Here is a 26,185-nt window from a genome sequence, read left to right as displayed (position 1 = left end):
CGGAAGGCCAGGCGACCGGCACGGCGAAGGGAGACGACGATGAGCTACATCCGCGGATACGACCCGGAGACGCTGCGCGAGATCGTCGATCTCCCCGAGTGCCAGGCACGCCTCGACGAGATCGGCCCCCAGCGGAGTCTGCCCGCCCTCCTCGAGCGCGTGTGGCTGCTGAAGGTGCTGGGCCGGTTGGATGAGGCGCTGTCGATCTCCGACCAGTCGGTGCGCGTGGCCCGGATGGCCGGAACCCGCAAAGACCTCCTGCGGGCGCGCGTCCTGCACGCGACGGTCCTGCAGGCGCGCGACGCACTACCGGCGGCGGCGCAGGAGCTGACCACCTGCGCCCTCGAGGCGGACGGCGCCGGGTGGTCGGGTATCGCCGCGTTCGCGTATCAGCACCGCGGCAAGGTGTCCTACGACGCCGGGGACTACGACGACGCGCGCACCGACTTCAAGCGCGCCCTGTTCCTTCGTCAGGACGCCGGCGCCGCCGACGAACAGCTCGAGTCGACCCTGATGGCGATCGATGCCGCCGACCGGCGCCGCGCTCGCACGTCGGTCGCCAGCTGACTGTCGGTCGCTGCCTCTACGCTCGTTGTCCATGTCGGAGCTGCAGCGGGTGCGCACGTGGGCGGAGGCGTTGATCTCCCTCCACCTCGATGCGACGTGGTCGTTCGGGTTCGACAACGCCAAGCGCCGGGCGGGCCTGTGCGACTACACCAGCCGCCGCATCAGCGTGTCCCGGTACCTCACCGCCCGCTACGACGACGACACGAACCACCAGACGCTGCTGCATGAGGTCGCCCACGCGCTCGCCGGCCCCGCGGCGGGTCACGGACCGCAGTGGAAGCGCATCGCGCGCGACCTCGGCTACGTCGGCGGGACCACCCACGCCGGCGAGACGGCCAACGAGCTCGCGCCGTGGGTCGGGGTGTGCCCGGCCGGACATGTCGCGTACCGCCACCGGCGCGCGTCCCGGCCGACCTCGTGCGCGAAGTGCGCACCCCGGTTCGACCCGCGACACGTCTTCACCTGGACGCGCCGCGACATCACTCCCGCGACGCGTCTCGCCGCGCAGACCCCGCGCTGACCCCGGCTGGAGTCAGCGGCGTCACTCCGGGACGAACTGCCCGTCACGGAGCACCGGCACGACGGATACCGCATCCACAACCGCCGCCGACAGCACCTCGTCGCGGCGGCCCAGGGCGGCGAGCTCCTGCCCCGACCCGCTCGCGGTCAGGAGGTGCCGCGTGGCGCCGCGGAGCGCGCGGAAGGCCTCGCCGGCGACGGCGGCATCGGGTGAGCACGCGTCGATGCCCAGGTCGCCGAGCGCGGCGATGACGGCGCCGGCGCCGAGCTGGTCTTCGACAGCGAAGCGCAGCTCCGCCGCATCCGGTGGCACCCGCTCCCCCGCCGCGATGACCGCGACGCTCGTGCGCACCCCGCGCTCGCCCTGGCGCCCGAGCACCCAGCGGGCGACGGCCGCAGCGTTGCGCAGGCATCCCAGCACGACCGTGCCCTGGCCGGCGGAGGCGGCGGTGGCGAGGGCGGCACCGCCGAGCGAGACCGCATCCGCGGCGTCATCCAGGGGGTACGCCGCGCCGGAGGCGAGGGCGTCGGTGACGCTCGAGGCGAACCGCAGCACGTCGACGACCACGACGATGTCGGCGGGAGCCAGGCGTGCGAGCCCGTCCACCCCCCAGTCCAGGCGCACCTGGTAGACGGACTGGTCGAACGCACGGGTGTTGTCGGGCACCCGACGAGCCTAGGACCCCGCGACGCGGCACCCGCGATGGGAGAGGATGAGGCATGCGCATCATGCTCAAGCTGGTGATCGACTGCGACGCCGACGCGGCTTGGCGTGCGCTGCACTCCCCGCGCGCGGTGGCAGAGCTGTACGGCCCGCTCCTGGCGATGGAGCCGCTCGCGGCCGCCCCGACCTCATGGGAGGTGGGCACGGAGCTCCCCGTGCAACTCTCGGTAGCCGGAGCATTGCCGATGGGCCGCCAGCTCATCTCCGTCAGTGAGCGCGAGGCCACCGACGCGCACGGACGGGTGCGCATCTTCCGCGACAGCGGCATCCCGCTGACCGGTCCGCTGGCGCGCTTGGATGTGTGGGACCACCAGATGGCCGTGTCACCGGCGCCGGGAGACCCCACCCGCACGCTTTGGCGAGACCGGCTGGTCATCGGCGGTCCGGCCGCGCCGCTCCTGTGGCCCGTGCTGTGGTCGGCGTGGCAGTGGCGCGGCGCCCGCATCCGCGCCCTCGCGCCGTCGTGGGCGCACGACCCGGAACCCTCAGACGGCGGCGAGAACCCGGAGCCGGAGCCGGGCGGGTGAGCGAGATCGTCGTACGCCCGGCGGGGCTCGGCGACGAGGCCGGCATCGCCCGCGTGCACGTCCAGGGCTGGCGCGAGGCCTACACCGGCCGCATCCCGACCTCGCTCCTGGACCGGATGGACCTGGCCCGCTACACCGAGCGCTGGGGGCAGACCCTCGCCGGACAGCGACCCCCGGGCGAGCCCACAGGGCGGTCGTGGGTCGCCGTCCGCGACGACGAGATCATCGGCTTCGCCTCATCCGGTCCCTGCCGCGACCCCGACCGCACCTTCGACGACCTCGAGCTATACGCCATCTACGTGCTCGCCGCCCACTATGGGTCGGGCGCGGCAGCCGCCCTCCTCGACGCCGCGCTCGGCGATCGTCCGGCGACCCTGTGGGTGCTGGAGGACAACCCCCGCGCGCAGGCTTTCTACGTCAAGCACGGTTTCGACTTCGACGGCGCGCTGCGCGACGACGCCCGCTGGGGCGAGGTGCTGCACGAGGTCCGGATGGCCCGCTGACGCGAGAAACGACGATCCGGTCGAGACGGCACGCGACGCGCTGTGTCTGGACCGGATCGTCGTTTCTCGCGGGGGGCTACTCCGCAAGGGCGGCGAACGCGGCGGCGCAGCGAACGGAACATCGTCACCGAGGTTACGCGGGGCGGGGAGGACGCAGCATCCGCCTGCAGATGTATCCGCGGCGCCGACGGTGGGGCGCCGTCGCTGTTCAAAACTCAGGAGATCCGCGGATCCGGGCGCCGTGTCACCGGTAACGGCACCGGGATCTCCTGAGTTCTGCGCACGCCCGGCGGCGACATAGCCGCAGCGGTCTACGGGGCGTACACGCGCAGCGCGTCGGGCACCGCGCGCACCCGGAGGCTGAATCCGGCCGGATCCGCCTCCTCGAGTTCACCGTCGTGCACGTACACCGCGGGAGCGTCGCCCGGGCGCACGTCGATGGACCATTCCGCTTCGACCAGTCGCTCGAGGTCGGACGAGGGCGGCATGAGCCGCAGCGCCCGCAGCACCGCGACCGTGCGGCGTCCGAAGGCGAGCGAGGTCATCGCGCGCACCCGCGACCCGCGGGCGTGGTGCACCCGGATGTCGAGGGTCGGGTCATCCAGGTGCACGCGCTGCATCATCGCGTGCTGGTCGGGGTCGTTGCGTCCGACGCTGACGAACACCGACCACACCGCCGCGCGCCGGTCGCCGCGGACGATGGTGATCGGCCGCGAGCCGTGCAGTTCGCGCCAGGTCGCCACGACGCCGCCGAGCCACTTGCCCAGGTTGCTGCGCCGCGTGCGTTCGGCGAGGAACTGTGGATATGCGCCGAGCGACACCGCGTTGAGCACGGTGACCGGGTCCCCGCCGTCCACCACCAGCTCGGCCACGGTGATGTCCCGGATGCTGCCGCCGGCGAACGCGTCGAGGCCGGTGTCGATCTCGTCGATGCCCGCCGCCCGCGCGAAGTGGTTGAAGGTGCCCCCGGGGAGCACGAGGAGGGGAACGTCGAAGCCCCGGGCCAGGTGCGCCATGCGCGAGACCGACCCGTCACCGCCGAGCACGCCGAGCGCGGCGGGACGCTCGTCCGAGGCCATCGCGGCAGCCACGGCCTCGTCCAGGCTGTCGTCGGGGCCGAGTTCGTGGATGCGGGCGCGCGGCAACCGGCGCCGGATCTCCGGGAGGGGGTCGGCGCGCAGCACAGAGTCGCCGGCACTGCTGTTGGCGAGGAGGAACAGTCCCTCGCCGTCGGGCCGCGCCGTTGAGCGTTGATCGGGCATGCTCCGACCGTAGCGGGCGCGGGCGGACTCCGGGGTGCGTGACCGCCCCGGCGGGGGGCGCGGGCAGGCTCCGGGGAGCGCGACCGCCCCGGAGGTAGGCTGGCCGCATTCTGACCGGTACCGCGCGCTCCCGCCGGCCGACCCCGCAGATCGGAGGTTCGTATGTCCATTTCCGCCGCCACTTCTCGTGAGCACAAGGCGATCATCGGCGAGCCCGAGGTCGTCGAGGACGGCCGGGCCGCCGGCGTCGAGGGATCGCCCGCGTGGGCGATGCTCAAGCGCGCGGCCATCGAGCTGCAGGCCCTGCAGGGGCAGGACGGATCGGTCCCGGATGCCGCGGACCACGCCTCCGCCGCATCCCTCGTCGACGCCATCATCGCGGCGGTCGAGGAGCTGGCGCCGCGCTTCCCGCACGACGCCGACTACCTCGCCGCCTCCGTCGCCGACTTCGCCCGGTGGAAGGCGGAGGACTTCGGGGTTCCCGATTTCCTCGACTCCCTCGTGGCCTTCCAGCCGCAGCGGCACCGCGTGGACGGCATCCGCCACCTGATCGTCTTCCCCATGTACACGCAGAACGGTTCGCGCGCCCGCCACCTCGAAGCCGTCCTGGCCGAGGTCATCTGGCCGGAGTTCGTCGCGCGGCTCGAGCAGGACTACTCCAACGGCCTGTTCGTGTCGCTCCGCCTGGTGGACTTCACGCCCGGCTACGACACCAACTCCGCGGTGCTGTTCCCCGAGACCGTCGCGATGCGGGAGATCCCGGCCTTCACGTGGGGCGCGATCTTCCAAGACCGCGAGGCCGCCCGCTACCGCCGCGTCGTGCGTGCGGCGGCGGAGATCACCAAGCTCGAGCTGCCCGACGCGGCCGCGCGGATGCTGGAGGACCAGGCGCTCGCCGAGCGGACGTTCGTGATGTGGGACCTCATCCACGACCGCACCCACATGCGCGGCGACCTGCCGTTCGATCCCTTCATGATCAAGCAGCGCATGCCGTTCTTCCTCTACTCGCTGGAGGAGCTGCGGTGCGATCTGACGGCGTTCCGCGAGAGCGTCGCGATCCAGGAGCGGTTGCAGGATCGGCTCCAGTCAGCCTCGGCCGGCGAGCCGGTGGACGAGCTGGATGCTGCGGAAGCCGCCATGCTCGAGCACGCCGCCCTCGTGCAGTACGCGGTGATCTTCGACCGGATCTTCCGGTTCGCGATCACCGGGTCGCGCGTGCGCAACTACGACGGGCTCGGGGGGCAACTGCTGTTCGCGTGGCTGCACCAGCGCGGCGTGCTGCACTGGACCGACACCGCACTCACCTTCGACTGGGACGAGGTCCCCGCGGCGGTGGTGGCGCTGGGAGACGCGATCGACGAGCTGTACTGGCGCTCGATCGACCGGCCGAAGACGGCGCACTGGCTCGCGGCATATGAGCTCGTGCGCGGCGTTCTCACGCCGCATCCGGCGTCGCAGTGGGCGCGTGGCCTCCCGGATGAGGTGCTCTCGGGTGCCCCGAAGGGCTACACCGACGCCGTGCGGGATGACGAGTTCCCGCTGTCGATGTTCTACGAGGCGCTGGAGAAGAAGATGCGCGCGGTGATCGAGTCCACCGCCGGCATCCGCGGCACCGACTGACGCCGGCCTCCGCGGCACGTCTGCCCGCGCCGGGCGGGGGTCAGCGTCGAGCGGCGAGGACGGCGTCCCACACGGCGTCGGCGACCTCGCGTTTGCTGCCCTCGGCACGGGCGAGCACGTCGCCGGCGCCCGACACCACGAGGACGGCGTTCTGGGTCGCCCCGAAGCCGGAGGTCCAGCCCACGCGGTTGGCGACGAGAAGGTCCACGCCCTTGCGGGCGGCCTTGCGCACGGCCCGCTCTTGCAGCGCGGCGTCGTCCTCCTCGGTCTCCGCGGCGAAGGCCACGACGGACTGTCCTGGTCGGCGTCGCTCGGCGAGCCCCGCGACGATGTCGGGCGTGCGGACGAACTCGAGCGTCAGGCCCGGTCCGTCGGCGTCCTCTTTGCTGAGCTTGTGCTCGCTGATCTCGGCGACGCGGTAATCCGACACCGCCGCGGCCATCACGACGACGTCGGCGACCGCAGCGGCCGCGCCCATCGCCGCCTGCAGCTCATCGACGGTACTGGCCCGCTCGACGCGGATCCGTGGATGACGCGACGCTTCGGCCATCACGCCGTCATCCACGTGCGCGGCCACGAGCGTGACATCGGCCCCGCGGTCGGCCGCGGCCTGCGCGAGTGCGACTCCCTGCCGTCCGCTGGAGCGGTTGCCGACGAAGCGAACGGGGTCGATCGGTTCGCGCGTGCCCCCGGCGGAGACCGCGACGGCGAGCCCGGCCAGATCGGCTCGCGACGGCACGAGCGCGAGGGCAGACGCAACGATCGCCTCCGGCTCGCTCATCCGCCCGGGCCCGGCATCCCCGCCCGTGAGCGGTCCATCGTCGGGTCCGACGAACTGCACTCCGCGGGAGCGGAGCGTGGCGACGTTGGCGCGGGTGGCGGGATGCTTCCACATCTCGGTGTGCATCGCCGGCGCGACCACGACCGGCGCGGACGTCGCCAGCAGCGTCGTGCCCAGCAGGTCGGCGGCCAGGCCGGCGGCCATGCTCGCGAGGGTGTTGGCTGTCGCCGGCGCGATGATCACCAGGTCGGCGCGGCGGCCCAGGGCGACGTGGCGCACCTCCGCCACATCGTCGTGCACACTGGTGGACACGGGGTGGCGACTGATCGCCTCCCACGTGGTCAGCCCGACGAATCGCAGCGCATCCTCGGTGGGAATCACGTGCACCTCATGGCCGTTGGTCACGAGGAGTCGAACCAGATGCACGGTCTTGTAGGCGGCGATCCCACCGGTGACGCCGACGACGATGAACACGCGCCCATCCTTCCACGGGCCCGGCGCAGGCGGGAGAGCGAACACATGTGCACGGTCATCGTGTCCGTTCCGGGAGATCCGGCCGAGCCGACGCGGGTGCTGGCGGTGCGGGACGAGGATCCCGGACGACCGTGGGATGCGCCGGGGCCCTGGTGGCCGCAGACCCATCCGGGCGTCGTCGGTGTCCGCGACGTGCGTGCCGGCGGCGCGTGGCTGGCCGCCGACCCGGATCGCTCGCGGTTCGCGGTGATCCTCAACCGCCGCGAGGTGGCCGGGGCCACCGAATCCCGGGGCGCCATCGTGCTCGACGCCGTCGACGGCCGACCACCCGTCGCGCCACGGACCAACGGCTTCAACCTCGTCGTCGTGGACGAGCGCGGCACCCGCGTGACCTCGTGGGACGGCGACGCGCTGCGCGAGGCGCCGCTCCCGCCCGGCGTGCACATGATCGCGCACGACGACGTCGACGACCACGACACACCGCGCATCGCCCGGTGGCTCCCCGAGTTCGCCGCGGCGCCGGCCGCATCCACCGACCCGTGGTGGCGTGCGTGGATGGCGGTGCTGGACCGCAGTGCGCAGCTGCCCCCCACCGACGACCGTGCCATCGTCCGCGACAACCGGCCGTACGGGGTTCCGACGCTGTCACTGCTCGTGTGCGCCGCATCCGTCGGCCCGGCCGGGGTGGACCTCGCTTACGGCGAACTGGACGAGCCCGGCCGGTGGAACGGGGTGACCCTGGCCTCCCGGTCGCGCTGACGGCGGCGACGATCAGTCTCCGGCCGCGCTGACGGCGGCGGATCAGTCGCCGGCCGCGCCCCGCAGCATCGCGATGAGTTCGCCACGCGAGCGGATGCCGAGCTTCCGGTACGCCGAGGACAATTGCGTCTCGACTGTCCGCACACTCAGGTGGTTCTCGGCGGCGATCTCCCGGTTGCTCGCCCCGCGGGCGGCGGAGTACGCGACCGACCGCTCACGCGCCGACAGACTCGCATCGACACTCGTCCGGTCGATCGCCAACCGGGCGGCCGCGATGACGGCCAGAGAGTTCTGATCCCACGCCGAGCGCGCGAGGGATTCGGCGGCGTCCAGCGCTCGCCCCGCCTTCTGGCGCGCACGCTGGTCGGAGTAGGCCAACGCCAGCTCGAACTGGGTCGCGGCCTGCTCGCTCGGGAACCCGGAGTGCAGGAGATGCGCGGCCGACGTGCGCAGCAGAGCCACCGCCGCCTTGGGGTCGGACCCCGCTGCCGCGAGACCTCGCACCCGCGCGGCCACGCCGTCCAGGAGCGGTCGCCGTCCGGACGACAGCTCCTCCAGCTGACCGGCGATGCGCAGAGCCTCCGCCGTCTCGCCCAATTCCAGCAGGCCGCGGGCCAGGGGGAAATCGAGCCACATGCGCCGGCCGGGCTCACGGATGCCCACGCTTTCGGCCAGATCACGCGCTGCCAGCAGATCGGCGACGGACGTCTCCCACCGTCCGGCCCGCGCCGCGAAGCAGCCGGTCAATGCCCGCCGCACGATCTGCCCTCGCTCCTCCGACCCCGGTCGGTGCGGCGCATCGACGACGCGGCGCAGCTCCTCCTCGTTTCCGTCATGCACGGCCCGCAGCCCGTACGCGGTGACGACGGCCGGCGGCGGCGTGCCAGGCCAGGGATCCACCGTCTCCCACTCCGCCAGCAGGTGATCGGCGCGCGCACGCTGACCGGCGTACAGCTCGGTCGATGCCAGGTGCACGGCGAACAGCCCGGCCAGGAGCTCCTCGCCTTTATCCAGCGCCGCCGCGCGTGCCGCCTCGAGCGCGGCCCGCGAAGTGGCCAGATCGCCGATCTGGTAGCCGTGCAGCCCGCGGTCCGCCAGTGCACTGTCGTTCGCGGCGAGCACCTCGATGTGCGACTCCTGCTCCTCTCTCTCCGCCAGGAGCTCGGGATCGAGCCCGCGGCCGGCATCCACGTTCCGCAGGATGAGGACGCCGAGGGCGCGGTGCCGTGTCAGGGGCGCGGCATCGGTCCGACGGAGCACCTCCAACGCGCGCCGGACCCGGTCGGCGCTGGTCGACGGATTTTCGTTGTACTCGGCGAGGTAGGTGTCGAAGATCGCCTGCCGCACCGGGTCCGCGGTCGGCGACAGCGCCACCCGTAGGGTCGCGCGCGCGGCGACATGGCCTTTCGCCGCGGCAGCGGCGTTGACCAGCAGCGGAAGCGCACGGTCCAACTGCGTCGTCGGGAGGTCGGTCAGGGGGACCGCTTCCATCGCGTCGAAGGCCGCCTCGTAGTCGCCATATTGGAAGGCGATTTCGGCGAACAGGATGCGGCGGGCGGACGCGGCGCCGGCGTTGGGCTCGGTCCGCTCCAGCGCTCGCCGGGCGAGGTCGAACGCCGGCGCCAGGGCGCCCGAGGACCGCGCGTGCACGGCAGCGTCGGCCAGGACGGCGGCTATGTACTCATCGGGTCCGGCGTCCACCGACCGGTCGAGATGGTCGGCGCGCGCGCGCGGGTGATCCACGACCTTCGCGAGGGACCCGTGCAACTGCTTGCGTTCGCGGTGGCAGAGCATGGCGAGCGCCGTCTCGCCGAGCATGGGGTGGGCTGCCTGCAGCCGCCCGGCCCGTTCGACGACGAGCCCTTCGTCGACGGCTGCGGAGACGTCGTCGGCGGATACTCCGAGCACCGCTGCCACCTGCGTCGACGAGGCGGACACCAGCCCCGCGACGGCCTGGAGGACGCGGCAGCTCGTCGCCGAGGCCCGCGCCACGCGGCCGCGCATCTCCTCGCCGAGGCCATCGGCAGGAGGCACCTCACCGCGCGCGGCCAGTTCGATCGCCCACATCGGATTTCCGCCGCTGACGGCGAATGCGCGCTCCACGTCGGCCGCCGACAGGGGCGTCGAGACGTGCCCGCGCACCACGGCGTGGACGCCCGCCCGGCTCAGGGGGGCGAGCCGGCGCAGCTCCGCTCCGGTGAGCGGCGCGGCCGACCCGTCCGACTGGGTGGCCAGCAAAGACGGCGCGTGTCCGTCCTGGTAGCGCCGGGAAGCGAGGTAACGGACCAGTTGCGCAGTCTCCGCATCCAGGTCGTCCAGATCATCGACGACGAGGGCCACCGGACCCTCATCGAGCAGGGCACGCACGGCGGCGAGGGCGGCGCCCGTGACCGAGACGGCGGAGGTCTGCTCCGTCGCCTCGGTCCGCGCGAGAGCGACCCCGAGCGCCCCGGCCTGGGCGCCGGGCAGAGTCAGGGTGTCGAGGTCGACATCGGCGAAGAGCTCCTGCAGCCCGAGGTAGGGGCTGGCCGTGCCGGCGCGCACCCCCCGCGCGAACAGAACGGTGAGCTGCGGGCATCGCGCCGCCACCGTCTCCAGCGCCGCATCCAGAACCCGGCTCTTGCCCGACCCGGGTTCTCCGGCCAGGATGACGACACGGCCCGGACGGCACAGGCCCTCGGCGAGTTCATTCGCGACGACGGCACGCTCGGGGGGGAGCGCGCTTCGGCCCGAGCTGAAATTACGTGGCGCGTGCGTAATCTCTCGGATGCCCGCTGGCTCGGCGGTTCCTAGCTTGGTGCTCATGGACATCACCCCGACCATCTCGGCGGCCGCACCCGGCACGCCCGACTATTCCGAAGCGATAGCTTCCTACAATCTTTATCCCGATCTACGCCCCGCTCGGACGGTCATCGCCCGTTCCACAGCCGACGTCCAGGCAGCGATCCAGCTGGCGCGGGAGGCGGGACTGCGGGTGACCGTCCTCGCCACCGGTCACAGCGCGCACACGGCCCAGCCCATGACCGACGCCCTCCTCATCCGCACGGCCTTCGACGAGCAGGTGCGGATCGACGCCGAGGCGCGCACCGCGACGATCCCGGCCGGCACGCGCTGGCAGAGCGTGCTGGACGAGGCCGACCGGTACGGCCTCGCCGCCCCGCACGGCTCGAGCGGAAATGTCAGCGCGGTCGGTTACCTGCTGCGCGGGGGGATCAGCTTCTACGGCCGCCTCCTCGGCGTGGCCGCCAACAGCGTGCTGTCGGTCACGCTCGTGCGCGCGGACGGGTCGGTCGTCACGGCCTCTCCCGAGCGTGAGCCCGACCTGTTCTGGGCTATCCGGGGCGGGGGCGGCGGTTTCGGCGTTGTGACGTCGATCACCGTGCGCCTGTACCCGATGTGGCGAGTGCTCACCGGCATCACGTTCTGGGACGCCGAGCACGCGGACGACATAGCCCGGGCGTGGCGCGCCTGGACTGAGACCGCCCCCGACTCGATCACCACGTCGCTGCGGGTCATGAACCTTCCGCCCCTCCCGGGCGTGCCGCCCGTCCTCGCCGGGCGCACGGTGATCGCGCTGGACGGCGCGGTCGCCGTCCAGGGTCCCGAGAAGCTCACCACCGGCGCCACCACCGCGCTGTCGCTGCTGGAGCCGCTGCGCGCGATCGCCGAGCCGCTCCTGGACGGGTGGGGCATGCGCAGCCCGGCAGAACTGCCGCTCACGCACATGGATCCCACCGAGCCGCTGCCCTTCGTCGGAGATCACATGCTGCTGTCGTCGGTGACCGATGAGGATCTGACCGCTCTGGTCCGGCTCGTCGGCCGCGACTCGGGCTCCGCCCTCACCGTCGTCGAGCTGCGACAGCTCGGCGGTGCGTTCGCGCGGCCCGCGCTCGCCGGCGGCGCCTTCGACGGCACCCCCGCGCGGTTCGCGCTCGTGCAGATCGGCGCCCTCGGCGGCGGCATCACCGACGACGTCCATCGCGGGATGATGGCCCGCGTGCGCGCGGCACTGTCACATCGCGACACCGGCTTCACGCTGCCGAGCCTCGTCGAATCCACCACGCAGGCCAGCCGCACCTTCGGAACGGACGTGGAGGTGCTCGTGGAGAGGGTGCGCCGCGACGTGGATCCGGACGGCCTGTTCGCACCGGCCGTCGCGCCCTTCGTGGAGGCGTGATGACGCGCGGGATCACCACCACCGCCATCGGGGAGGGGACCGTGTTCGTCCAGGGGCCGGGGTCGAACTGGGTGGTGCTGGTCGGGAGCGGCGAGGTCGCCCTGATCGACAGCGGCTATCCCGCCGACCGTGCTCTGGTCGAGCAGTCCATCACCGATGCGGGCGGCGACGGGCTCGAGCTGCGGACGATCTTCATCACACACGGCCACAGCGACCACATCGGCGGAGCCGCTGACCTCGCGCGCCGCGACGGCGGCACCGTGTACGCCTCCGCCGAGGAAGTGCCCAACGTGCGCCGCGATATCACCCAGCAGGCCAATCTGATCGACATCGCGCCGCACCTGTGGAAGCCCCGCGTCCTCCGGTGGGCATGGCGGGCCGTGCGCGCCGGGGCGCTGGCCGAGGTGGGGGTGCCCACCGTCCGGGCACTGCCGGCACACCCCGTCCGGGCTGCGGGCTTCACCGTCACGCCGTTGGCGCTACCCGGGCACAGTACGGGTCACACCGCGTATCTGCTGCCCGAGGCGAATGTCCTCGTCACCGGGGACGCGCTCGTCTCGGCGCATCCCACCAGCGCGTACGTCGGCCCGCAACTGCTGCCGGAGATGTTCCACGCCGATCCTTCGCTCGCGCGGCGGTCGCTGGAGGCGCTGGACAACGTGCACGCCGCGATGTTGCTTCCCGGTCATGGCCGCGTGCTGCACATGCGCCCCTCCGACGCCGTCACCGCCGCGCACCAGCGCTGGGCGGCGGTGATCGAGCGGGAGCGCACCGCAGCCGTGGATCGCTTCTTCCCGCCACCCTTCCTGCACTGATCCCGCGCCCTACACTGGCCCCGTGGACATCCCCGCCGAACTCGTCGCCGACCGCGTGGTCCTGCTGGCCGGTGGTACGAGTGGCGCGGGGGTGGCGGCGGCTCGCGCGCTGCTGGCCGCCGGGGCGCGAGTGATCGTCGCCGGTCGGGATGCGGCCAAGCTCGACGCCATCCGTGCCGAGCTTCCCGCAGCCGCGACCGAGGTCTCCGATCTGTCGGACGAGGAGTCGGTGGGCGGGCTGGCCGAGCGCGTGCGCAGCACCCACGGCCCCATCGACGGGGTGCTGCACCTGGTGGGGGGATGGCGCGGCGGCGGCGGGCTCGCCGGTCAGACCGATGCCGACTTCCGGGCACTCGAAGCGTCGCTCACCGCCTTGCGGCACGTCTCCCGCGCGTTCGACGCCGACCTGCGCACGTCCGCGGCGGGACGGCTGGCGATCGTGTCGTCGACCGCCGTGGCCCGTCCGCTGGCGGGCGGGGCGAACTACGCGGCGGTCAAGGCCGCGAGCGAGGCCTGGACGCGCGCCGTCGGCGAGGGGTACGCCAAGGCGGCACGCGACGCCGGCACGCCCCAGACGGCGGCCGCCGTGGTCTTCCGCGTGAAGAGCCTCGCGGGCCTGGAGGCCGCTCTCGCCGACGCGTTCATCGCGCTCTGGGACGACGACGCCGAGGCGTGGAACCACACCGTGCTGGAGCTCAGCACCGGCGACTGACCCCCTGCGCCCCCCGCGTCCCCCCGCCTCCCCCGCCTCCCCCGCCTCCCCCGCCTGGGCCCAGCGAGAAACGACGATCCGGACGAGAAACAGCGCGGCGCGTCGTGTTTCGCCCCGCATGTCGTTTCTCGGCGCCGGCGCCGTCCGTGACGGGCGCACCTAGGCTGGGATGTCGTGACCGCTCTGCATGACGCCGCCCTGCGGGGCTTCGCCTCCGACAACTACTCCGGGGTGCACCCGGAGGTGCTCGCCGCCATCGCCGCCGCGAACGAGGGGCACCAGATCTCCTACGGCGAAGACGTGTACACCGAGCGGTTGCAGGAGGTGTTCGCCGCGCACCTGGGCGAGGGCGTCGAGGCGTACCCGGTGTTCAACGGCACCGGCGCCAACGTCGTGGGCCTGCAGTCGATGCTCCCCCGCTGGGGCGCGGTGATCACCGCATCCACCGCGCACATCAACGTGGACGAGGGCGGGGCGCCGGAGCGCGTGGGCGGGATGAAGCTCCTCACAGTGCCCACGGATGACGGCAAGCTCACGCCCGCGCTCATCGACCGGGAGGCGTGGGGATGGGGCGACGAGCACCGTGCGCAGCCGCTCGTGGTCTCGATCACGCAGTCCACCGAGCTCGGGACCCTCTACAGCGTTGACGAGCTCCGCGCCATCGCCGATCATGCCCACGCGCGCGGGATGCGGCTGCACATGGACGGCGCGCGCATCGCCAACGCCGCGGCATCCCTCGGCCTGCCGTTGCGCGCCTTCACGCGCGATGTGGGCGTCGACGTGCTGAGCTTCGGCGGCACCAAGAACGGCGCGATGATCGGGGAGGCCATCGTCGTGCTCGACCCCGAGGCATCGGCGGGGCTGACCTACCTGCGCAAGCTCGACATGCAGCTGTCGAGCAAGATGCGGTTCGTCTCGGCGCAGCTGATCGCGCTGCTGGAGGGCGACCTGTGGCTGCGCAACGCCTCGCACGCCAACGCGATGGCCGCGCGCCTGCGCTCCGGGGTCGAGGCGGGATTGGCGGATGGCTCCATCCGCGGTGTCGCCTTCACCCAGCCGACGCAGGCCAACGGCGTGTTCGCGACCGTGCCCGCCGGTGTCGCCGACCGGCTCCGCGAGAGCTTCCGGTTCTACGACTGGGATGCCACACTCGGCGAGGTGCGGTGGATGTGCAGCTTCGACACCACAGAAGACGACATCGACGCGTTCGTCACCGCCATCGGCCGCGAGACCACGGCCGCCGTCGCCTGACCCGCCCCGCCGCCGCCTCGCAGCCGCCCGCCTCGCAGCCGCCCCGCCGCGCGAAACAGGGCATTTGCGGCGAGACACAACGCGCTGCGGGGCGTTTCGCCGGGGATTTCGTTTCTCGGCGCAGGGCGGATCAGCGCAGCGCGCCCACGCTCGCGAGCGCCAGGCGGATGAGGGTGCCGCGGCCGCCCTCCATCTCGCCGGCGAGCGCGTCGGAGGACGCTTCCTCGGGCGAGAGCCACGTCACCTCGAGCGCATCCTGCCGCGGCTCGCAGGTTCCGGACACGGGCACCACGAAGGCGAGCGACACGGCGTGCTGGCGGTCGTCGTGGAATGCGGTCATCCCCGGCAGCGGGAAGTACTCCGCCACCGTGAACGGGGTCGGCTGCGGCGGCAGCGTCGGGAACGCCATGGGCCCGAGGTCGTTCTCGAGGTGGCGGAAGAGGGCGTCACGCACCGTCTCGCCGTACCTGACGCGACCCGACACGATGGTGCGACTCATCTCGCCTATCGGTGTCGAGCGCAGGAGGATGCCCACCTGGACGACCGCACCCATGCCGTCGGTGCGCACGGGCACCGCCTCGACGTAGAGGATCGGCATCCGCCGGCGGATCTCGGCGAGCTCGACGTCGCTCAGCCACCCGGGATTGCCGGCCGGTCCCCCCGCGGAGCCGGAGTCGAACGGCGAGCCGAGCGGCTCACCGTTCGCGTCGTCGTCGTTGCCGTCGGCGGGGTGGGGATCCGGGGTGCGCACAGGCATGCTCCCTGTATACCAACCCGCCGCGAGATCGCGCTGATCCGGGACGGATGTTCCGGCTTCGGCGCAGCCTGGAAGGATGGTCCGCATGAGCGACACGCCGCGAATCGACGCCGACCTCGTCGTCTGGAGCACCTCACCCGCGGAACGCGCCGACCGCCCCGTCCTGGTCCTGCTCCACGGGTACGGGGCCGACGAACGCGACCTGTTCGCGTTGACGGAGCACCTTCCCGACGCATTCGTCTTCGCCGCCGTGCGGGCGCCGTTGGCCCCGCCGTGGCCGTCGCCGGGGTACTCCTGGTACCCCATCGAGGGCTTGGCCGGTCGCGACGCGTCGGCGGTGACAGCGGCCGCGGCGGGAGTGGTCGAGTGGGTGGATGCTGCAGCCGGGGCCGCACGCGTGGGACTGCTCGGGTTCTCGCAGGGCGCCGCGGTGGCACTGCAGGCGATGCGGCTGGATCCCGAGCGCTTCGCTTTCGCAGTGAACCTGTCGGGATACGCGACACCCGGCGCGCTCCCGGGAGACCCGGCCCTTGCCGCGCGCAAGCCGCCGGTCTTCTGGGGACGCGGAACCCGTGACGACGTCATCCCCGAGCCCCTCGTCGCCCACACCGTGGACTGGCTGCCCGCCCATGCCGAGCTCACCGGACGCGTCTATCCAGGGCTCACGCACAGCGTTTCGGCGCAGGAGCTCGCCGACGTGCACGCCTTCCTCACCAAGCGCCTGGAAGACACTGCCCCCTGACGGTCCGGGGGCCGCGGGCGTGGTAGCGGCCGCTACAGCCGTGGAAGGGTCTGTACGGGACGGCACGTCTCCGTCACGGGTCGATGGCGTACGCTCCCGCCATGAATTTCGTCTTCGTTCCCGGCGTGAATCACGCTGGATGGTGCTGGTACCCCGTAGGGCAGCGGGTTCGGGCCGCCGGTCATTCGGTGTACCCCTTGACGTTGCCGGGTCTCGCGATGGGCGACGATCCGACCGGACTTCACCTGGCGGATGCCGTGGACCACATCGTGCACGAGGTGGAACGACGTGATCTCCACGATGTGGTGCTCGTCGGTCACAGCCTCGCCGGCATTCCGATCACCGGCGCTGCCCCCCGCATCGCCGACCGGCTCGCGCACCTCGCGTTCTTCAGCGCCTTCATCCCCCGTCGTGGTGAAGCGATGGCCGACGCGCTCGGTCCCGATCTGGCCGCGTGGATCCGCGCCACGGTCGAGGCGGCACCGGACGGCACGATCGGCATGGATTTCGACATGTTCCGCGACCGGCTGATGCAGGACGAGCCGGAAGAGCTGCAGAGACTCGTGTTCGATCAGCTGACGCCCCAGCCCGGCGGCTACGTCCTGGAAACCCTGGACGTCGATGGACTGGACACCCTGGGCGTGCCGATCACCTACCTGCTTGCCGAGCGCGACCGGGGCCTGGCCGCTCCCGGCGCCGAACTCGCCGCCCGCCTCGGCGTCGAGCCGATCATGGTGCCCGGCACCCACGAAGCACTCCTCACCCACCCTGACGCGCTGGCTCGCGCGCTGCTCGAGAACACGACGTCCCGATGAACCCCGCGCAGCCTCCGTTCCCCGGGTGAGGTGAGGAGCGGGGCTGCTACTGCGGCGCCGCGGAGTGCCCGGGGCACCGGGAGATCAGTCCGCCGAGGCGGCCGACCCGTCGCCATCGATGGCGGACGCCGCTCCGCCGCCGTCGTCTCCGCCCGCACGGGAGCCCGGCGAGGCTGCGCCGAACAGCAACGCGAAGGTGAGCCCGAACGAGGCGCCCAGCCCCATCCCCAGCGCCGCGTTGCCCTGGGTCAGCCCGAAGGTGACGCCCAGCGCAGCGCCCATGGCGATGCCGCCGAACCACGCCCATCCCCGCGAGTGGTCACCCGTGCGTCCTGTCATGCTCCGACGCTATGACGACGAGCAGCCGCGCACCTCCCCCACGCGACGGAGTCACCGGCGCGGGCCGGGCGCGTCAAGCCCGAGCCGGTGTCGGCGGGACGGGAGAGGATGGAGGGGTGAGCGACGTGCTCGAGCGGTTCAGCCCTGCCACCCAGGACTGGTTCCGTGGCGCGTTCGCCGCGCCCACCGACGCGCAGGTCGGCGCCTGGGACGCCATCTCCGCCGGCCGCCACGCGCTGGTGGTGGCTCCTACCGGATCGGGCAAGACGCTGTCGGCGTTCCTGTGGGCCATCGACCGGGTGTTCCGGGAGACTCCCGTGGCCGAGCCGGCGCCGCCGCCCGGGCGGGGAAGACGGCGCGCTGCGGCCGCCCCCCGACGCGGAACGCGCGTCCTCTACATCTCCCCGCTGAAGGCCCTCGGCGTCGACGTCGAGCGGAACCTCCGCTCGCCGCTGGTGGGGATCGGGCATTCGGCGCGTCGCCTCGGCCTCGAAGTCCCCGCCCTCTCCGTCGGGGTGCGCTCCGGCGACACGACCTCCTCCGACCGGCGCAAGCTCGTCACCTCACCACCCGACATCCTCATCACCACGCCCGAGTCGCTGTACCTGATGCTCACCAGCCAGGCCGGCGACACCCTCCGCGACGTGCACACCGTGATCGTCGACGAGGTGCACGCCGTGGCCGCCACCAAGCGCGGCGCCCACCTCGCGGTGAGTCTCGAGCGCCTCGACGCGCTCCGACGAGGGGCAGCCGACGCCGAGGGGCGCGACCACGTCCCCGCGCAGCGCATCGGCCTGTCGGCCACGGTCCGCCCCATCGACGAGGTCGCACGGTTCCTCGGGGGCGCGCAACCGGTCGACATCGTGGCCCCGCGTGCGACGAAGGCCTACGACCTGCAGGTGATCGTCCCCGTCGACGACATGCTCAACCCTCCCCCGCCCCCGGGCACCCAGGCACCCCCCGCCGACGCCGGCGAGGACTGGTTCGCCGAGAACACCGAGGTCACCGGATCGGTGTGGCCGCACGTGGAGGAGGCGATCGTCGACCGCATCCTGCAGCATCGCTCCACCATCGTGTTCTCCAACTCGCGACGCCTCGCCGAGCGGCTGACCGGACGTCTCAACGAGATCTACGCCGAACGTCTCGGCATCGACCTGCCCGAGCCGACCGTACCGGCAGCCATGATGGCGCAGGCCGGCGCCAACGCCGGAGCCCCGGCGATCCTCGCCAAAGCGCACCACGGCTCGGTATCGAAGGAGCAGCGCGCCCAGGTCGAAGACGAGCTGAAGTCGGGGACGCTCCGCTGCGTCGTGGCCACCAGCAGCCTCGAACTCGGCATCGATATGGGTGCGGTCGATCTGGTCATCCAGGTGGAGGCGCCGCCGAGCGCCGCATCCGGCCTCCAGCGCGTCGGTCGCGCAGGCCACCAGGTGGGCGAAGTCAGTCGTGCGGCACTCTTCCCGAAGCATCGCAGCGACGTGCTGCACACCGCGGTGGTGACCGAGCGCATGCTCGCCGGTCGCATCGAGGCGATCGCCGTGCCGCAGAATCCGCTCGACATCCTCGCGCAGCAGACGGTCGCCGCGGCAGCGCTCGGGACGATCGACGTCGAGGGCTGGTTCGACACCGTCAAACGCAGCGCGCCGTTCCGCTCCCTCCCCCGGTCGGCGTTCGAGGCGACGCTCGACCTCCTCGCGGGGCGCTACCCGTCCGACGAGTTCGCCGAGCTGCGCCCCCGCGTGGTGTGGGATCGAGACGCGGGCACGCTGACGGGCCGCCCCGGGGCGCAGCGCGTGGCGGTGACCAGCGGAGGCACCATCCCCGACCGCGGACTGTTCGCGGTGTTCGTCGCGGGCGAGTCGCAGAACGCCCGGGTGGGCGAGCTCGACGAGGAGATGGTCTACGAGTCCCGCGTCAACGACGTGTTCACGCTCGGCACCACGAGTTGGCGGATCGTGGAGATCACCCATGACCGCGTGAACGTCGTTCCCGCGTTCGGGCAGCCCGGAAAGGTGCCGTTCTGGCACGGCGACGGCATCGGACGACCCGCCGAACTGGGCGAGGCGCTCGGCAAGTTCTCCCGCGACGTGTCGACGGCCGCCCCGGAGAAGGCCCAGGAGCGCCTCCGCGAATCCGGCCTGGACGATAACGCCGTCAGCAACCTCCTCTCCTACCTCGCCGAGCAGCGGGAAGCGACCGGGACTTTACCGACCGACCGCACCCTCACCGTCGAACGCAGCCGCGACGAGGTCGGCGACTGGCGGATCATCCTCCATTCCCCGTACGGCATGCAGGTGCACTCGCCGTGGGCGCTGGCCGTGAACGCCCGCATCCGCGAGCGGCTCGGTGTCGAGGGCGCGGCAGTCGCCAGCGACGACGGCATCATCGCGCGAGTACCGGATGCGGCGGCCGAACCGCCCGGCGCCGACCTCTTCGTCTTCGAACCCGACGAGCTCGAGCAGATCGTCACCGACGAGGTGGGCGGCTCGGCGCTGTTCGCCTCGCGCTTCCGTGAGTGCGCCGCACGTGCCCTGCTGCTGCCGCGGCTGAACCCCAACCGTCGCGCGCCGCTGTGGCAGCAGCGGCAGCGGTCGGCGCAGCTCCTCGAGGTCGCCCGGCGGCACCCGACCTTCCCGATCATCCTCGAGACGCTGCGCGAGGTGCTGCAGGACGTCTACGACCTGCCCGCCCTCCTGCGGATCGCGCGCAGCATCGGCGAGCGCCGCATCCGCCTCGTGGAGACCACGACCACCCAGCCGTCGCCGTATGCGCGCGACCTGCTGTTCGGCTACGTCGGCGCGTTCATGTACGAGGGGGATTCTCCGCTGGCCGAGCGCCGGGCCGCCGCGCTCTCGGTCGACCCCGCCCTTCTCGGCGAGCTCCTGGGCAAGGTCGAGATGCGGGAGCTCCTCGATCCCGACGTCCTCGCGCAGTTCGAGCGCGAGGTGCAGCGGCTCGATCCCGAGCGCCGCGCCCGCGGCGTGGAGGGGGTCGCCGACCTCCTGCGCGTGCTCGGACCGCTCGATGCCGCAGAGGTCGCCGAGCGACTAGACGGCGAGAGCGATGAGCCGCTGGAGGCGGCGGGGCACCTCCAGCGGCTCATCGACGACCGCCGCGCGATCCCCGTGACCATCGCCGGAATCGCTCGCGTCGCGGCGATCGAGGACGCCGGCCGCCTGCGCGACGCGCTCGGCGCCGCTCTTCCCGTGGGGCTGCCCAACGCCTTCCTCGAGCCGGTCGCCGATCCCCTCGGCGACCTCGTCGCCCGGCACGCCCGCACGCACGGCCCGTTCCCCGCCGCCGCGGTCGCCGAGCGACTGGGGATCGGCGTAGCCGTGGCGCGGCTGACGCTGCAGCGCCTGGAGTCGCAGGGCCGGGTCGCCAGCGGCTTCTTCCTTCCCTCGACCGATTCCGCGAGCTCCACCGCGCCGGGGGACGACACCGAGTGGTGCGACTCCGAGGTGCTGCGGCGCCTGCGCATGCGCTCCCTCGCCGCCATCCGCGGCAGCGTCGAGCCGGTGTCGCCGGAGGCGTACGCCCGGTTCCTCCCCGTCTGGCAGCACGTGACCCGGCCCCTCGAAGGCATCGACGGAGTCGCCGCCGTCGTCGAGCAACTCGCGGGAGTGCCGATTCCGGCGAGCGCGTGGGAGTCACTCATCCTCCCGGCACGCGTGGCCGACTACACCCCCGCGATGCTCGACGAACTCACCGCGACGGGTGAGGTGGTGTGGTCGGGGCAGGGGACGCTCCCGGGCCGAGACGGCTGGATCGCGCTGCATCCCGCCGACGCTGCCCCGCTGACCCTGACCGAGCCGGAGGACGAGATCGCTCCGGGCGGACTCGAGGCGGGGCTGCTGGAGGCGCTGGCTGCCGGCGGCGCCTACTTCGCCGCCCAGCTGCGGTCGCTCACCGACGCCGAGAACGAGCAGTCGGTCATCGAAGCGCTGTGGGCCCTCACGTGGGCGGGCCGGGTGACCAATGACACGTTCGCCCCCGTGCGCACCCTGGTCGGCGGCGGCGGGCAGTCGCACCGGGTGGCGCGCAAGACTCCCCGCGCACGGATGTACCGCTCCGCCGCGCTGCCGCGTGCCTCTGCTCCGCCTCGGCCCCCGGCCATCGGGGGGCGCTGGTCGCTGCTGCCCGTCTCCGAAGCGGATCGGGCGCTGCGAGCGACCGCGACGGCGAGCCTGCTGCTCGACCGGTACGGCGTCGTCACCCGCGGGGCCGTGCAGTCCGAGGGCGTCCCGGGCGGATTCGCGCAGGTGTACCGCATCCTGTCGGGCTTCGAAGAGGCCGGCCATTGCCGCCGGGGATACGTGATCGAGAAGCTCGGCGCCGCCCAGTTCGCCGCATCCACGACCGTCGACCGGCTGCGCGAGTTCGCGGGACTCCCCGACCCGGCTCCGCTGGGCGCCGTGACGCTCGCGGCCACCGACCCCGCCAATCCGTACGGCGCCGCGCTGGCCTGGCCCGGCATCGAGGGCGTGACGCACCGCCCCGGACGAAAGGCCGGCGGGCTCGTCGTGCTGGTGGACGGCGCGATCGCGCTGTACCTCGAGCGAGGGGGCCGCACCGCCCTGGCGTTCACCGACGACGAGGAGCGCCTTGCCGCCGCCACCCGCGACCTCGCCGCGACCGCGCGCAAGCGACGGCTGGACACCCTCACGATCGAGCAGGTCAACGGTGCGTTCGTGTACGGGACAGCGGTCGGGCGGGCCTTGCGCGACGCCGGGTTCGTCGAGTCCCCTCGCGGGCTCACGCTCCGCCGGCTCACCGCCGGTGACGCGCTCCGGGAGGCCGCGCGTGCCTGAGGGCGATACCGTCCACCGGACGGCCCAGCGACTCTCCGCGGCCCTGGTGGGCGAGGAGGTGACGCGCTTCGAGGTGCGCGTGCCGCGCAGCGCCACCGCGGATCTGCGCGGCGAACGGGTCGAATCGATCGTTCCCCGGGGGAAGCACCTCCTCGAGCGCATCGGGGCCTGGACGCTGCACTCGCACCTGAAGATGGAAGGGCGGTGGGACGTGTACCGGCCAGGGGATCGCTGGCACCGCCCGTCGTACTCGGCCCGGGCCATCGTCGGGACCGATCGAGCCACGACCGTCGGGTTCGACCTGGCGCTGGTGGAGGTGCTCCCCACCGCCGACGAGGAGCGCGTCGTCGGCCATCTCGGGCCCGATCCGCTCGGCCCCGAGTGGGATGCGCCCGAGGCGGCACGCCGGCTGGGGAGCGACCCGCGGGCGACGCACGTCGCGCTCCTCGACCAGCGCAACGTGGCGGGTTTCGGCAACGAGTACGCCAACGAGATGCTGTTCGTCCGCGGCATCCCGCCCACCCGCCCGGCCACCGAGGTCGACGCACCGGCGCTTCTGGACGTCGGCGTGCGGATGATCCGGGCCAACCTCACGCGGGCGGGCCGCACGTTCACCGGCGACACGCGACCCGGCCGGCGGACCTGGGTCTATCGCCGGGAGGGCAAGCCCTGCCGGCGATGCGGCGCGATCATCCGGGCCGGTTCGCTAGGAGCCGCGGAGACCAGCGAGCGCAACGTGTTCTGGTGCCCCGTCTGTCAGGCCGGCTGAACGCACGACCGGGACGATCATGCGCGGGAACGACCATGCGCGGGAATGAAAGCAGGAAGCGAATCGTTGCGATAAGTGTCGGCGCCGAGTGGCGCTGCCGGAGGAGAACGTGGGTAAGAACTACATCGACATCGAGAACGACCGAGGCGAGACGCTGCGCTACCGCAAGCACGTCAACGGTCGTGGCCTGATCGCGCACGGAGCGAAGGTCCACCCCAGCGCGCTCGTGGAAGCCGGGGCGTACATCGAGCCCGGCGCCCAGGTGGCCGAGGGTGCCCAGATCGGTCGTGGCGCGTGGGTCGAGTCGGACGCGGTGATCGGACCCCAGGCACGCATCGCCCCGCACGCGCACATCGGATCCGGTGCCGCCGTCGGCGCGGGTGCCACGATCGGCGTACGCGCGCACATCGGCACGCAGGCGCGGGTGGCCGTGGGCTCGCTGATCCGCGACGATGAGAGCGTCCCCGACGGCGAGACCGTCGCCACCGACCGGCGCGGTCTCCGCTTGGCGGCCTGACTCAACCACGCGACGGGCACCACGCGGCGGCTACGCTGACGACATGGCCAGAAGCGGGAGTTCGCGCGCGCCCCGCGCACCGCGCGGCGGCCGCCGAGTGACGAAGAACGGCGGATCGGCACGCCCGAGCGCCCCACGGGGCGGATCGTCAACGCGCCCCGCAGCAGGGTCGCGCGCGCAGGCGACGCCGGCCTCACCGGCGCCAGAGGACCCCCGCACCTTCCGGCTGGGCGTGGTACCCGGAGCCACACCGGGGAAATGGATCGCGATGTGGGCGGAACGGATGCCCGCGGTGCCCCTGGAACTCGTCCCCGTCGCCGTCGCCGACCAGCACCGGATGCTGACCGACCGCAGCGTGGATGCGGCACTCGTGCGGCTCCCGCTCGAGGACGATGACCTGCATGTCATCCCGCTGTACACCGAGGTGCCCGTGGCGGTCGTTCCCGCCGAGTCGCACCTCACCGCCGCAGATGAGCTCGATCCGGCCGATCTGACGGGTGAGGTCGTCATCGTTCCGCATGACGACGTCCTGTCCGCCGACCTCCCCGGCGCGCGCGCCCCCGCGTTCGCGCCCCCCGAAACGACTGCGGACGCGATCGAGACCGTCGCCGCCGGCGTGGGCGTGGTGATCGTGCCGATGTCGCTGGCCCGCCAGTATGCCCGTCGTGATGTGACCCACCGTCCGCTTCGCGGCGGCCCGGAATCGACGATCGCGCTCGCCTGGCCGCGGGATGCCGACAGTCCCGACGTGCAGACCTTCGCCGGCATCGTCCGCGGGCGGACGGCGAACTCGTCCCGCTGACTCAGCCGTGCAACCCGCGGCGGTCGTCGAGCCACACATCCGAGCGGCCCGCGAGCGCCCGCACGACATCCACCGCGTCCACGGGGCGACTCCCTGGCCGGGCGGTGAGCCCCACCCGGAGCGGCTCGGCGAAACGCGGACCCTCGGGAGGTGCGGTGCGCGTCCCTGCCGGCCCCTCGGTCAGCGGCTCGGTCACCGCATCCCAGCCGAGGCGGTCGGCCACCTCGGCCACCGCGGCGGCGGCGCCCGCGTCGGCGGCGAGCAGCCATCCGCGTACGTACCGGTCCGACCGCGCTGCCATGCGCTCATTCTCGTCGGTGCGGGCGCCGAGCACACCCCGGCATGCGGGCGGCGCGCGCGCCCCTAGACTCGCGTGGTGACTCTCCCCCTGCTCTACGTCTGCGCACGCCCGCAGCGCGCAGCCGCCGACGCGGAATACGCCTCGTTCCGGGAGGGCATGCAGCTCGATGGGAACCGGCTCGCCCTCCTCGACCTCGTGCGCGACGACCTCCCGCCGGATGTGTTCGAACGCTTCGCCGGCTTCGTCGTCGGGGGAAGTCCGTTCAACCTCACCGATCCGGATTCCGAGAAGTCGGAGGAGCAGCGCCGTGTCGAATCGGGCCTCGAGCGGATCGCGGCGGAGGCCGCTGCATCCCGCACCACCGCCCTGTTCACGTGCTACGGCATCGGCGTCGTGACGCGGATGCTGGGGGGCCACGTCTCACGCGAGTTCCCCGAAGACACCGGGCCCACCACGATCCGCCTCACCGACGCGGGGCGTGCGGACGCACTGTTCGGAGGGCTGTCCAGCCCGTTCACCGCGCTCACCGCGCACAAGGAGGGGACGGCGGCCGTTCCCCCCGACGGCGTGCTGCTGGCCGAGAACGACGCCTGTCCCGTGCAGGCCTACCGGGTGGGCGACCGCCTGTACGCGACGCAGTTCCACCCGGAGCCGACACCGAAGGCCTTCACCGAGCGGATGGCCATCTACCGCCTCGACGGGTACTTTCCGGCCGACCAGTTCGAGGAGCTCGCGGCCCGCGTGCTCGCGGCCTCCGTGACCCAGCCCGCGGCACTGCTCGAGCAGTTCGCGCGCATCGCGACCGCCTGACCCGGGCGGGTCAGTCGCCCTGCGGGCGGAGAACGCGCAGGCCCGCGACGGCGAGCGGAATCACCACCACGACGGCCGCGACGACGATCGCAGTGACGCCGATCGCGCTGTTCTCCGGCTCGCCGGACAGGCGCCCGACCCCGACCCACACCGCACCCCACCCGATCGCCAGGCCCGGGGTCACCCGCCACTCGCTGGCCCAGGCGACGGCGAGTCCGATGATGCCGACGACCACGAGCACGGCGATGCCGAAGGCCGCCGCGTACTCGCCCCACTCCCGCGGCACCGTCTGGGTCAACCACGCCGAGGTGTTGGCGACCGTGGCAAGGCTCACCCACCCCAGGTGGAGGCCGGTGACGCCGTCGACGAGCACGGAATCCAGCGCGCCGCCTCCGGGGATGCGGGTGGCGACCGCGACGCGGAACGTGATGCCGAGCGCGATCAGGAGCAGGATGATCACGATCACCGTGAGCGGCAGCGTCCAGAACTGCGCGGCCACCAGCCACAGGCCGTTGAGCACGGCGGTGAGCGCGATGAGCCACCCGATCTCGCGCTGCCGCGGATCTGCGCGCTGCCGCGGAAGCGCCTGCCACACCGCGTAGGCGATGAGGCCGACGTAGATCACCGACCAGATCGAGAACGCCGGTCCTGCCGGTGCCAGGTACGAGGCGTCCGAATCCAGTGCCCCGCCCTGCACGTCCTGGATGGGCGTACCCCCCAGGAGTCCCGTGCCGAGCATCGCCGCCACCAGCATGAAGGAGACCGCCGAGATCACCACGACCTGTCGCAGGAGGTCGGTGGGCCCAGTTCCGGTGCGCATGGGACGACGGT

General features: G+C 72.6%; 25 protein-coding genes. 17 read left to right on the top strand and 8 right to left on the bottom strand.

What is annotated here, in order from left to right:
• The first annotated feature begins 39 nt into the window (after window positions 1-39).
• Together AC2DGY_RS14000 and AC2DGY_RS13995 are read left to right on the top strand one after the other, a co-directional pair.
• Complete coding sequence (locus AC2DGY_RS14000; protein ID WP_484510366.1) at window positions 40-567, top strand: hypothetical protein; 528 nt, start codon at window positions 40-42, stop codon at window positions 565-567.
• Between the two features lie 31 nt (window positions 568-598).
• Window positions 599-1,087, top strand: a complete 489-nt coding sequence (locus AC2DGY_RS13995; protein WP_484510365.1) for a SprT-like domain-containing protein — start codon at window positions 599-601, stop codon at window positions 1,085-1,087.
• A 21-nt stretch (window positions 1,088-1,108) separates the two neighbouring features.
• Here AC2DGY_RS13995 and AC2DGY_RS13990 read toward each other — a convergent pair whose 3' ends face one another.
• Window positions 1,109-1,753: a 2-phosphosulfolactate phosphatase gene (locus AC2DGY_RS13990; protein ID WP_484510364.1), complete on the bottom strand. Its 645-nt coding sequence runs from the start codon at window positions 1,751-1,753 to the stop codon at window positions 1,109-1,111.
• Window positions 1,754-1,806: 53 nt separating this feature from the next.
• Between AC2DGY_RS13990 and AC2DGY_RS13985 the strand changes: the two genes are divergently transcribed.
• Both AC2DGY_RS13985 and AC2DGY_RS13980 read left to right on the top strand, forming a co-directional pair.
• On the top strand, window positions 1,807-2,337 hold the full coding sequence (locus AC2DGY_RS13985) for a hypothetical protein (protein WP_484510363.1): 531 nt from the start codon (window positions 1,807-1,809) through the stop codon (window positions 2,335-2,337).
• Window positions 2,334-2,840, top strand: coding sequence for a GNAT family N-acetyltransferase (locus AC2DGY_RS13980; protein ID WP_484510362.1), 507 nt, complete (start codon window positions 2,334-2,336; stop codon window positions 2,838-2,840). Before AC2DGY_RS13985 ends, AC2DGY_RS13980 begins: the two co-directional genes overlap by 4 nt.
• A 311-nt stretch (window positions 2,841-3,151) precedes the next feature.
• Here AC2DGY_RS13980 and AC2DGY_RS13975 read toward each other — a convergent pair whose 3' ends face one another.
• Window positions 3,152-4,102 carry a diacylglycerol/lipid kinase family protein gene (locus AC2DGY_RS13975; RefSeq protein WP_484510361.1) on the bottom strand — a complete coding sequence of 317 codons (951 nt, stop codon included), beginning with the start codon at window positions 4,100-4,102 and terminating at the stop codon, window positions 3,152-3,154.
• A gap of 162 nt (window positions 4,103-4,264) precedes the next feature.
• Between AC2DGY_RS13975 and AC2DGY_RS13970 the strand changes: the two genes are divergently transcribed.
• The gene (locus tag AC2DGY_RS13970; protein ID WP_484510360.1) at window positions 4,265-5,722 is read left to right on the top strand and encodes a DUF6421 family protein; all 1,458 of its coding nucleotides are present in this window, start codon (window positions 4,265-4,267) and stop codon (window positions 5,720-5,722) included.
• A gap of 40 nt (window positions 5,723-5,762) precedes the next feature.
• Here AC2DGY_RS13970 and coaBC read toward each other — a convergent pair whose 3' ends face one another.
• Window positions 5,763-6,977: a bifunctional phosphopantothenoylcysteine decarboxylase/phosphopantothenate--cysteine ligase CoaBC gene (coaBC, locus tag AC2DGY_RS13965; RefSeq protein WP_484510359.1), complete on the bottom strand. Its 1,215-nt coding sequence runs from the start codon at window positions 6,975-6,977 to the stop codon at window positions 5,763-5,765.
• Window positions 6,978-7,022: 45 nt separating this feature from the next.
• On the opposite strand from coaBC, the gene AC2DGY_RS13960 reads away from it, so the two are divergent.
• Window positions 7,023-7,736, top strand: a complete 714-nt coding sequence (locus AC2DGY_RS13960) for an NRDE family protein (RefSeq protein ID WP_484510358.1) — start codon at window positions 7,023-7,025, stop codon at window positions 7,734-7,736.
• A 42-nt stretch (window positions 7,737-7,778) separates the two neighbouring features.
• On the opposite strand, the gene AC2DGY_RS13955 is transcribed toward AC2DGY_RS13960, so the two are convergent.
• A complete protein-coding gene (locus AC2DGY_RS13955) occupies window positions 7,779-10,541 on the bottom strand; it encodes a helix-turn-helix transcriptional regulator (RefSeq protein ID WP_484510357.1) in 2,763 nt (920 codons plus the stop codon).
• Between AC2DGY_RS13955 and AC2DGY_RS13950 the strand changes: the two genes are divergently transcribed.
• From AC2DGY_RS13950 to AC2DGY_RS13935, 4 genes are all read left to right on the top strand, one after another.
• Window positions 10,540-11,913, top strand: a complete 1,374-nt coding sequence (locus AC2DGY_RS13950; RefSeq protein WP_484510356.1) for an FAD-binding oxidoreductase — start codon at window positions 10,540-10,542, stop codon at window positions 11,911-11,913. The genes AC2DGY_RS13955 and AC2DGY_RS13950 overlap by 2 nt on opposite strands.
• A complete protein-coding gene (locus tag AC2DGY_RS13945; protein WP_484510355.1) occupies window positions 11,913-12,728 on the top strand; it encodes an MBL fold metallo-hydrolase in 816 nt (271 codons plus the stop codon). The genes AC2DGY_RS13950 and AC2DGY_RS13945 overlap by 1 nt, the downstream gene beginning before the upstream one ends.
• 22 nt (window positions 12,729-12,750) lie before the next feature.
• Window positions 12,751-13,440, top strand: a complete 690-nt coding sequence (locus AC2DGY_RS13940) for an SDR family NAD(P)-dependent oxidoreductase (RefSeq protein WP_484510354.1) — start codon at window positions 12,751-12,753, stop codon at window positions 13,438-13,440.
• A gap of 174 nt (window positions 13,441-13,614) precedes the next feature.
• Entirely contained in the window at window positions 13,615-14,691 is a 1,077-nt protein-coding gene (locus AC2DGY_RS13935; RefSeq protein WP_484510353.1) for a threonine aldolase family protein, read from the top strand.
• A gap of 130 nt (window positions 14,692-14,821) precedes the next feature.
• Here the strand turns inward: AC2DGY_RS13935 and AC2DGY_RS13930 are convergent, their stop codons facing one another.
• On the bottom strand, window positions 14,822-15,448 hold the full coding sequence (locus AC2DGY_RS13930) for an NUDIX hydrolase family protein (protein ID WP_484510352.1): 627 nt from the start codon (window positions 15,446-15,448) through the stop codon (window positions 14,822-14,824).
• Window positions 15,449-15,533: 85 nt separating this feature from the next.
• Between AC2DGY_RS13930 and AC2DGY_RS13925 the strand changes: the two genes are divergently transcribed.
• Both AC2DGY_RS13925 and AC2DGY_RS13920 read left to right on the top strand, forming a co-directional pair.
• Complete coding sequence (locus AC2DGY_RS13925; protein ID WP_484510351.1) at window positions 15,534-16,190, top strand: alpha/beta hydrolase; 657 nt, start codon at window positions 15,534-15,536, stop codon at window positions 16,188-16,190.
• A gap of 101 nt (window positions 16,191-16,291) precedes the next feature.
• A complete protein-coding gene (locus tag AC2DGY_RS13920) occupies window positions 16,292-17,005 on the top strand; it encodes an alpha/beta hydrolase family protein (protein ID WP_484510350.1) in 714 nt (237 codons plus the stop codon).
• A gap of 84 nt (window positions 17,006-17,089) precedes the next feature.
• Here the strand turns inward: AC2DGY_RS13920 and AC2DGY_RS13915 are convergent, their stop codons facing one another.
• A complete protein-coding gene (locus AC2DGY_RS13915; protein WP_484510349.1) occupies window positions 17,090-17,344 on the bottom strand; it encodes a hypothetical protein in 255 nt (84 codons plus the stop codon).
• Between the two features lie 116 nt (window positions 17,345-17,460).
• On the opposite strand from AC2DGY_RS13915, the gene AC2DGY_RS13910 reads away from it, so the two are divergent.
• The 4 genes from AC2DGY_RS13910 to AC2DGY_RS13895 all read left to right on the top strand — a co-directional run bounded on the left by AC2DGY_RS13910 (window position 17,461) and on the right by AC2DGY_RS13895 (window position 24,243).
• Window positions 17,461-22,155, top strand: a complete 4,695-nt coding sequence (locus tag AC2DGY_RS13910) for an ATP-dependent helicase (RefSeq protein WP_484510348.1) — start codon at window positions 17,461-17,463, stop codon at window positions 22,153-22,155.
• A complete protein-coding gene (locus AC2DGY_RS13905; protein ID WP_484510347.1) occupies window positions 22,148-22,924 on the top strand; it encodes a DNA-formamidopyrimidine glycosylase family protein in 777 nt (258 codons plus the stop codon). The genes AC2DGY_RS13910 and AC2DGY_RS13905 overlap by 8 nt, the downstream gene beginning before the upstream one ends.
• Before the next feature lie 109 nt (window positions 22,925-23,033).
• The gene (locus tag AC2DGY_RS13900) at window positions 23,034-23,441 is read left to right on the top strand and encodes an LbetaH domain-containing protein (RefSeq protein ID WP_484510618.1); all 408 of its coding nucleotides are present in this window, start codon (window positions 23,034-23,036) and stop codon (window positions 23,439-23,441) included.
• A 226-nt stretch (window positions 23,442-23,667) separates the two neighbouring features.
• Window positions 23,668-24,243, top strand: coding sequence for a LysR substrate-binding domain-containing protein (locus AC2DGY_RS13895; protein ID WP_484510617.1), 576 nt, complete (start codon window positions 23,668-23,670; stop codon window positions 24,241-24,243).
• Window position 24,244: 1 nt separating this feature from the next.
• Here the strand turns inward: AC2DGY_RS13895 and AC2DGY_RS13890 are convergent, their stop codons facing one another.
• A complete protein-coding gene (locus tag AC2DGY_RS13890) occupies window positions 24,245-24,544 on the bottom strand; it encodes a hypothetical protein (RefSeq protein ID WP_484510346.1) in 300 nt (99 codons plus the stop codon).
• Between the two features lie 75 nt (window positions 24,545-24,619).
• On the opposite strand from AC2DGY_RS13890, the gene AC2DGY_RS13885 reads away from it, so the two are divergent.
• Entirely contained in the window at window positions 24,620-25,354 is a 735-nt protein-coding gene (locus tag AC2DGY_RS13885) for a glutamine amidotransferase-related protein (RefSeq protein ID WP_484510345.1), read from the top strand.
• A gap of 10 nt (window positions 25,355-25,364) precedes the next feature.
• Here AC2DGY_RS13885 and AC2DGY_RS13880 read toward each other — a convergent pair whose 3' ends face one another.
• Window positions 25,365-26,174 carry a tryptophan-rich sensory protein gene (locus tag AC2DGY_RS13880; RefSeq protein WP_484510344.1) on the bottom strand — a complete coding sequence of 270 codons (810 nt, stop codon included), beginning with the start codon at window positions 26,172-26,174 and terminating at the stop codon, window positions 25,365-25,367.
• Between the last annotated feature and the right edge of the window lie 11 nt (window positions 26,175-26,185).

The organism is Microbacterium sp. Z6_144 (genome assembly GCF_057197625.1).
Note: the sequence above shows the minus strand (reverse complement) of the source record. Positions and strands in the feature narration are given on the sequence as shown.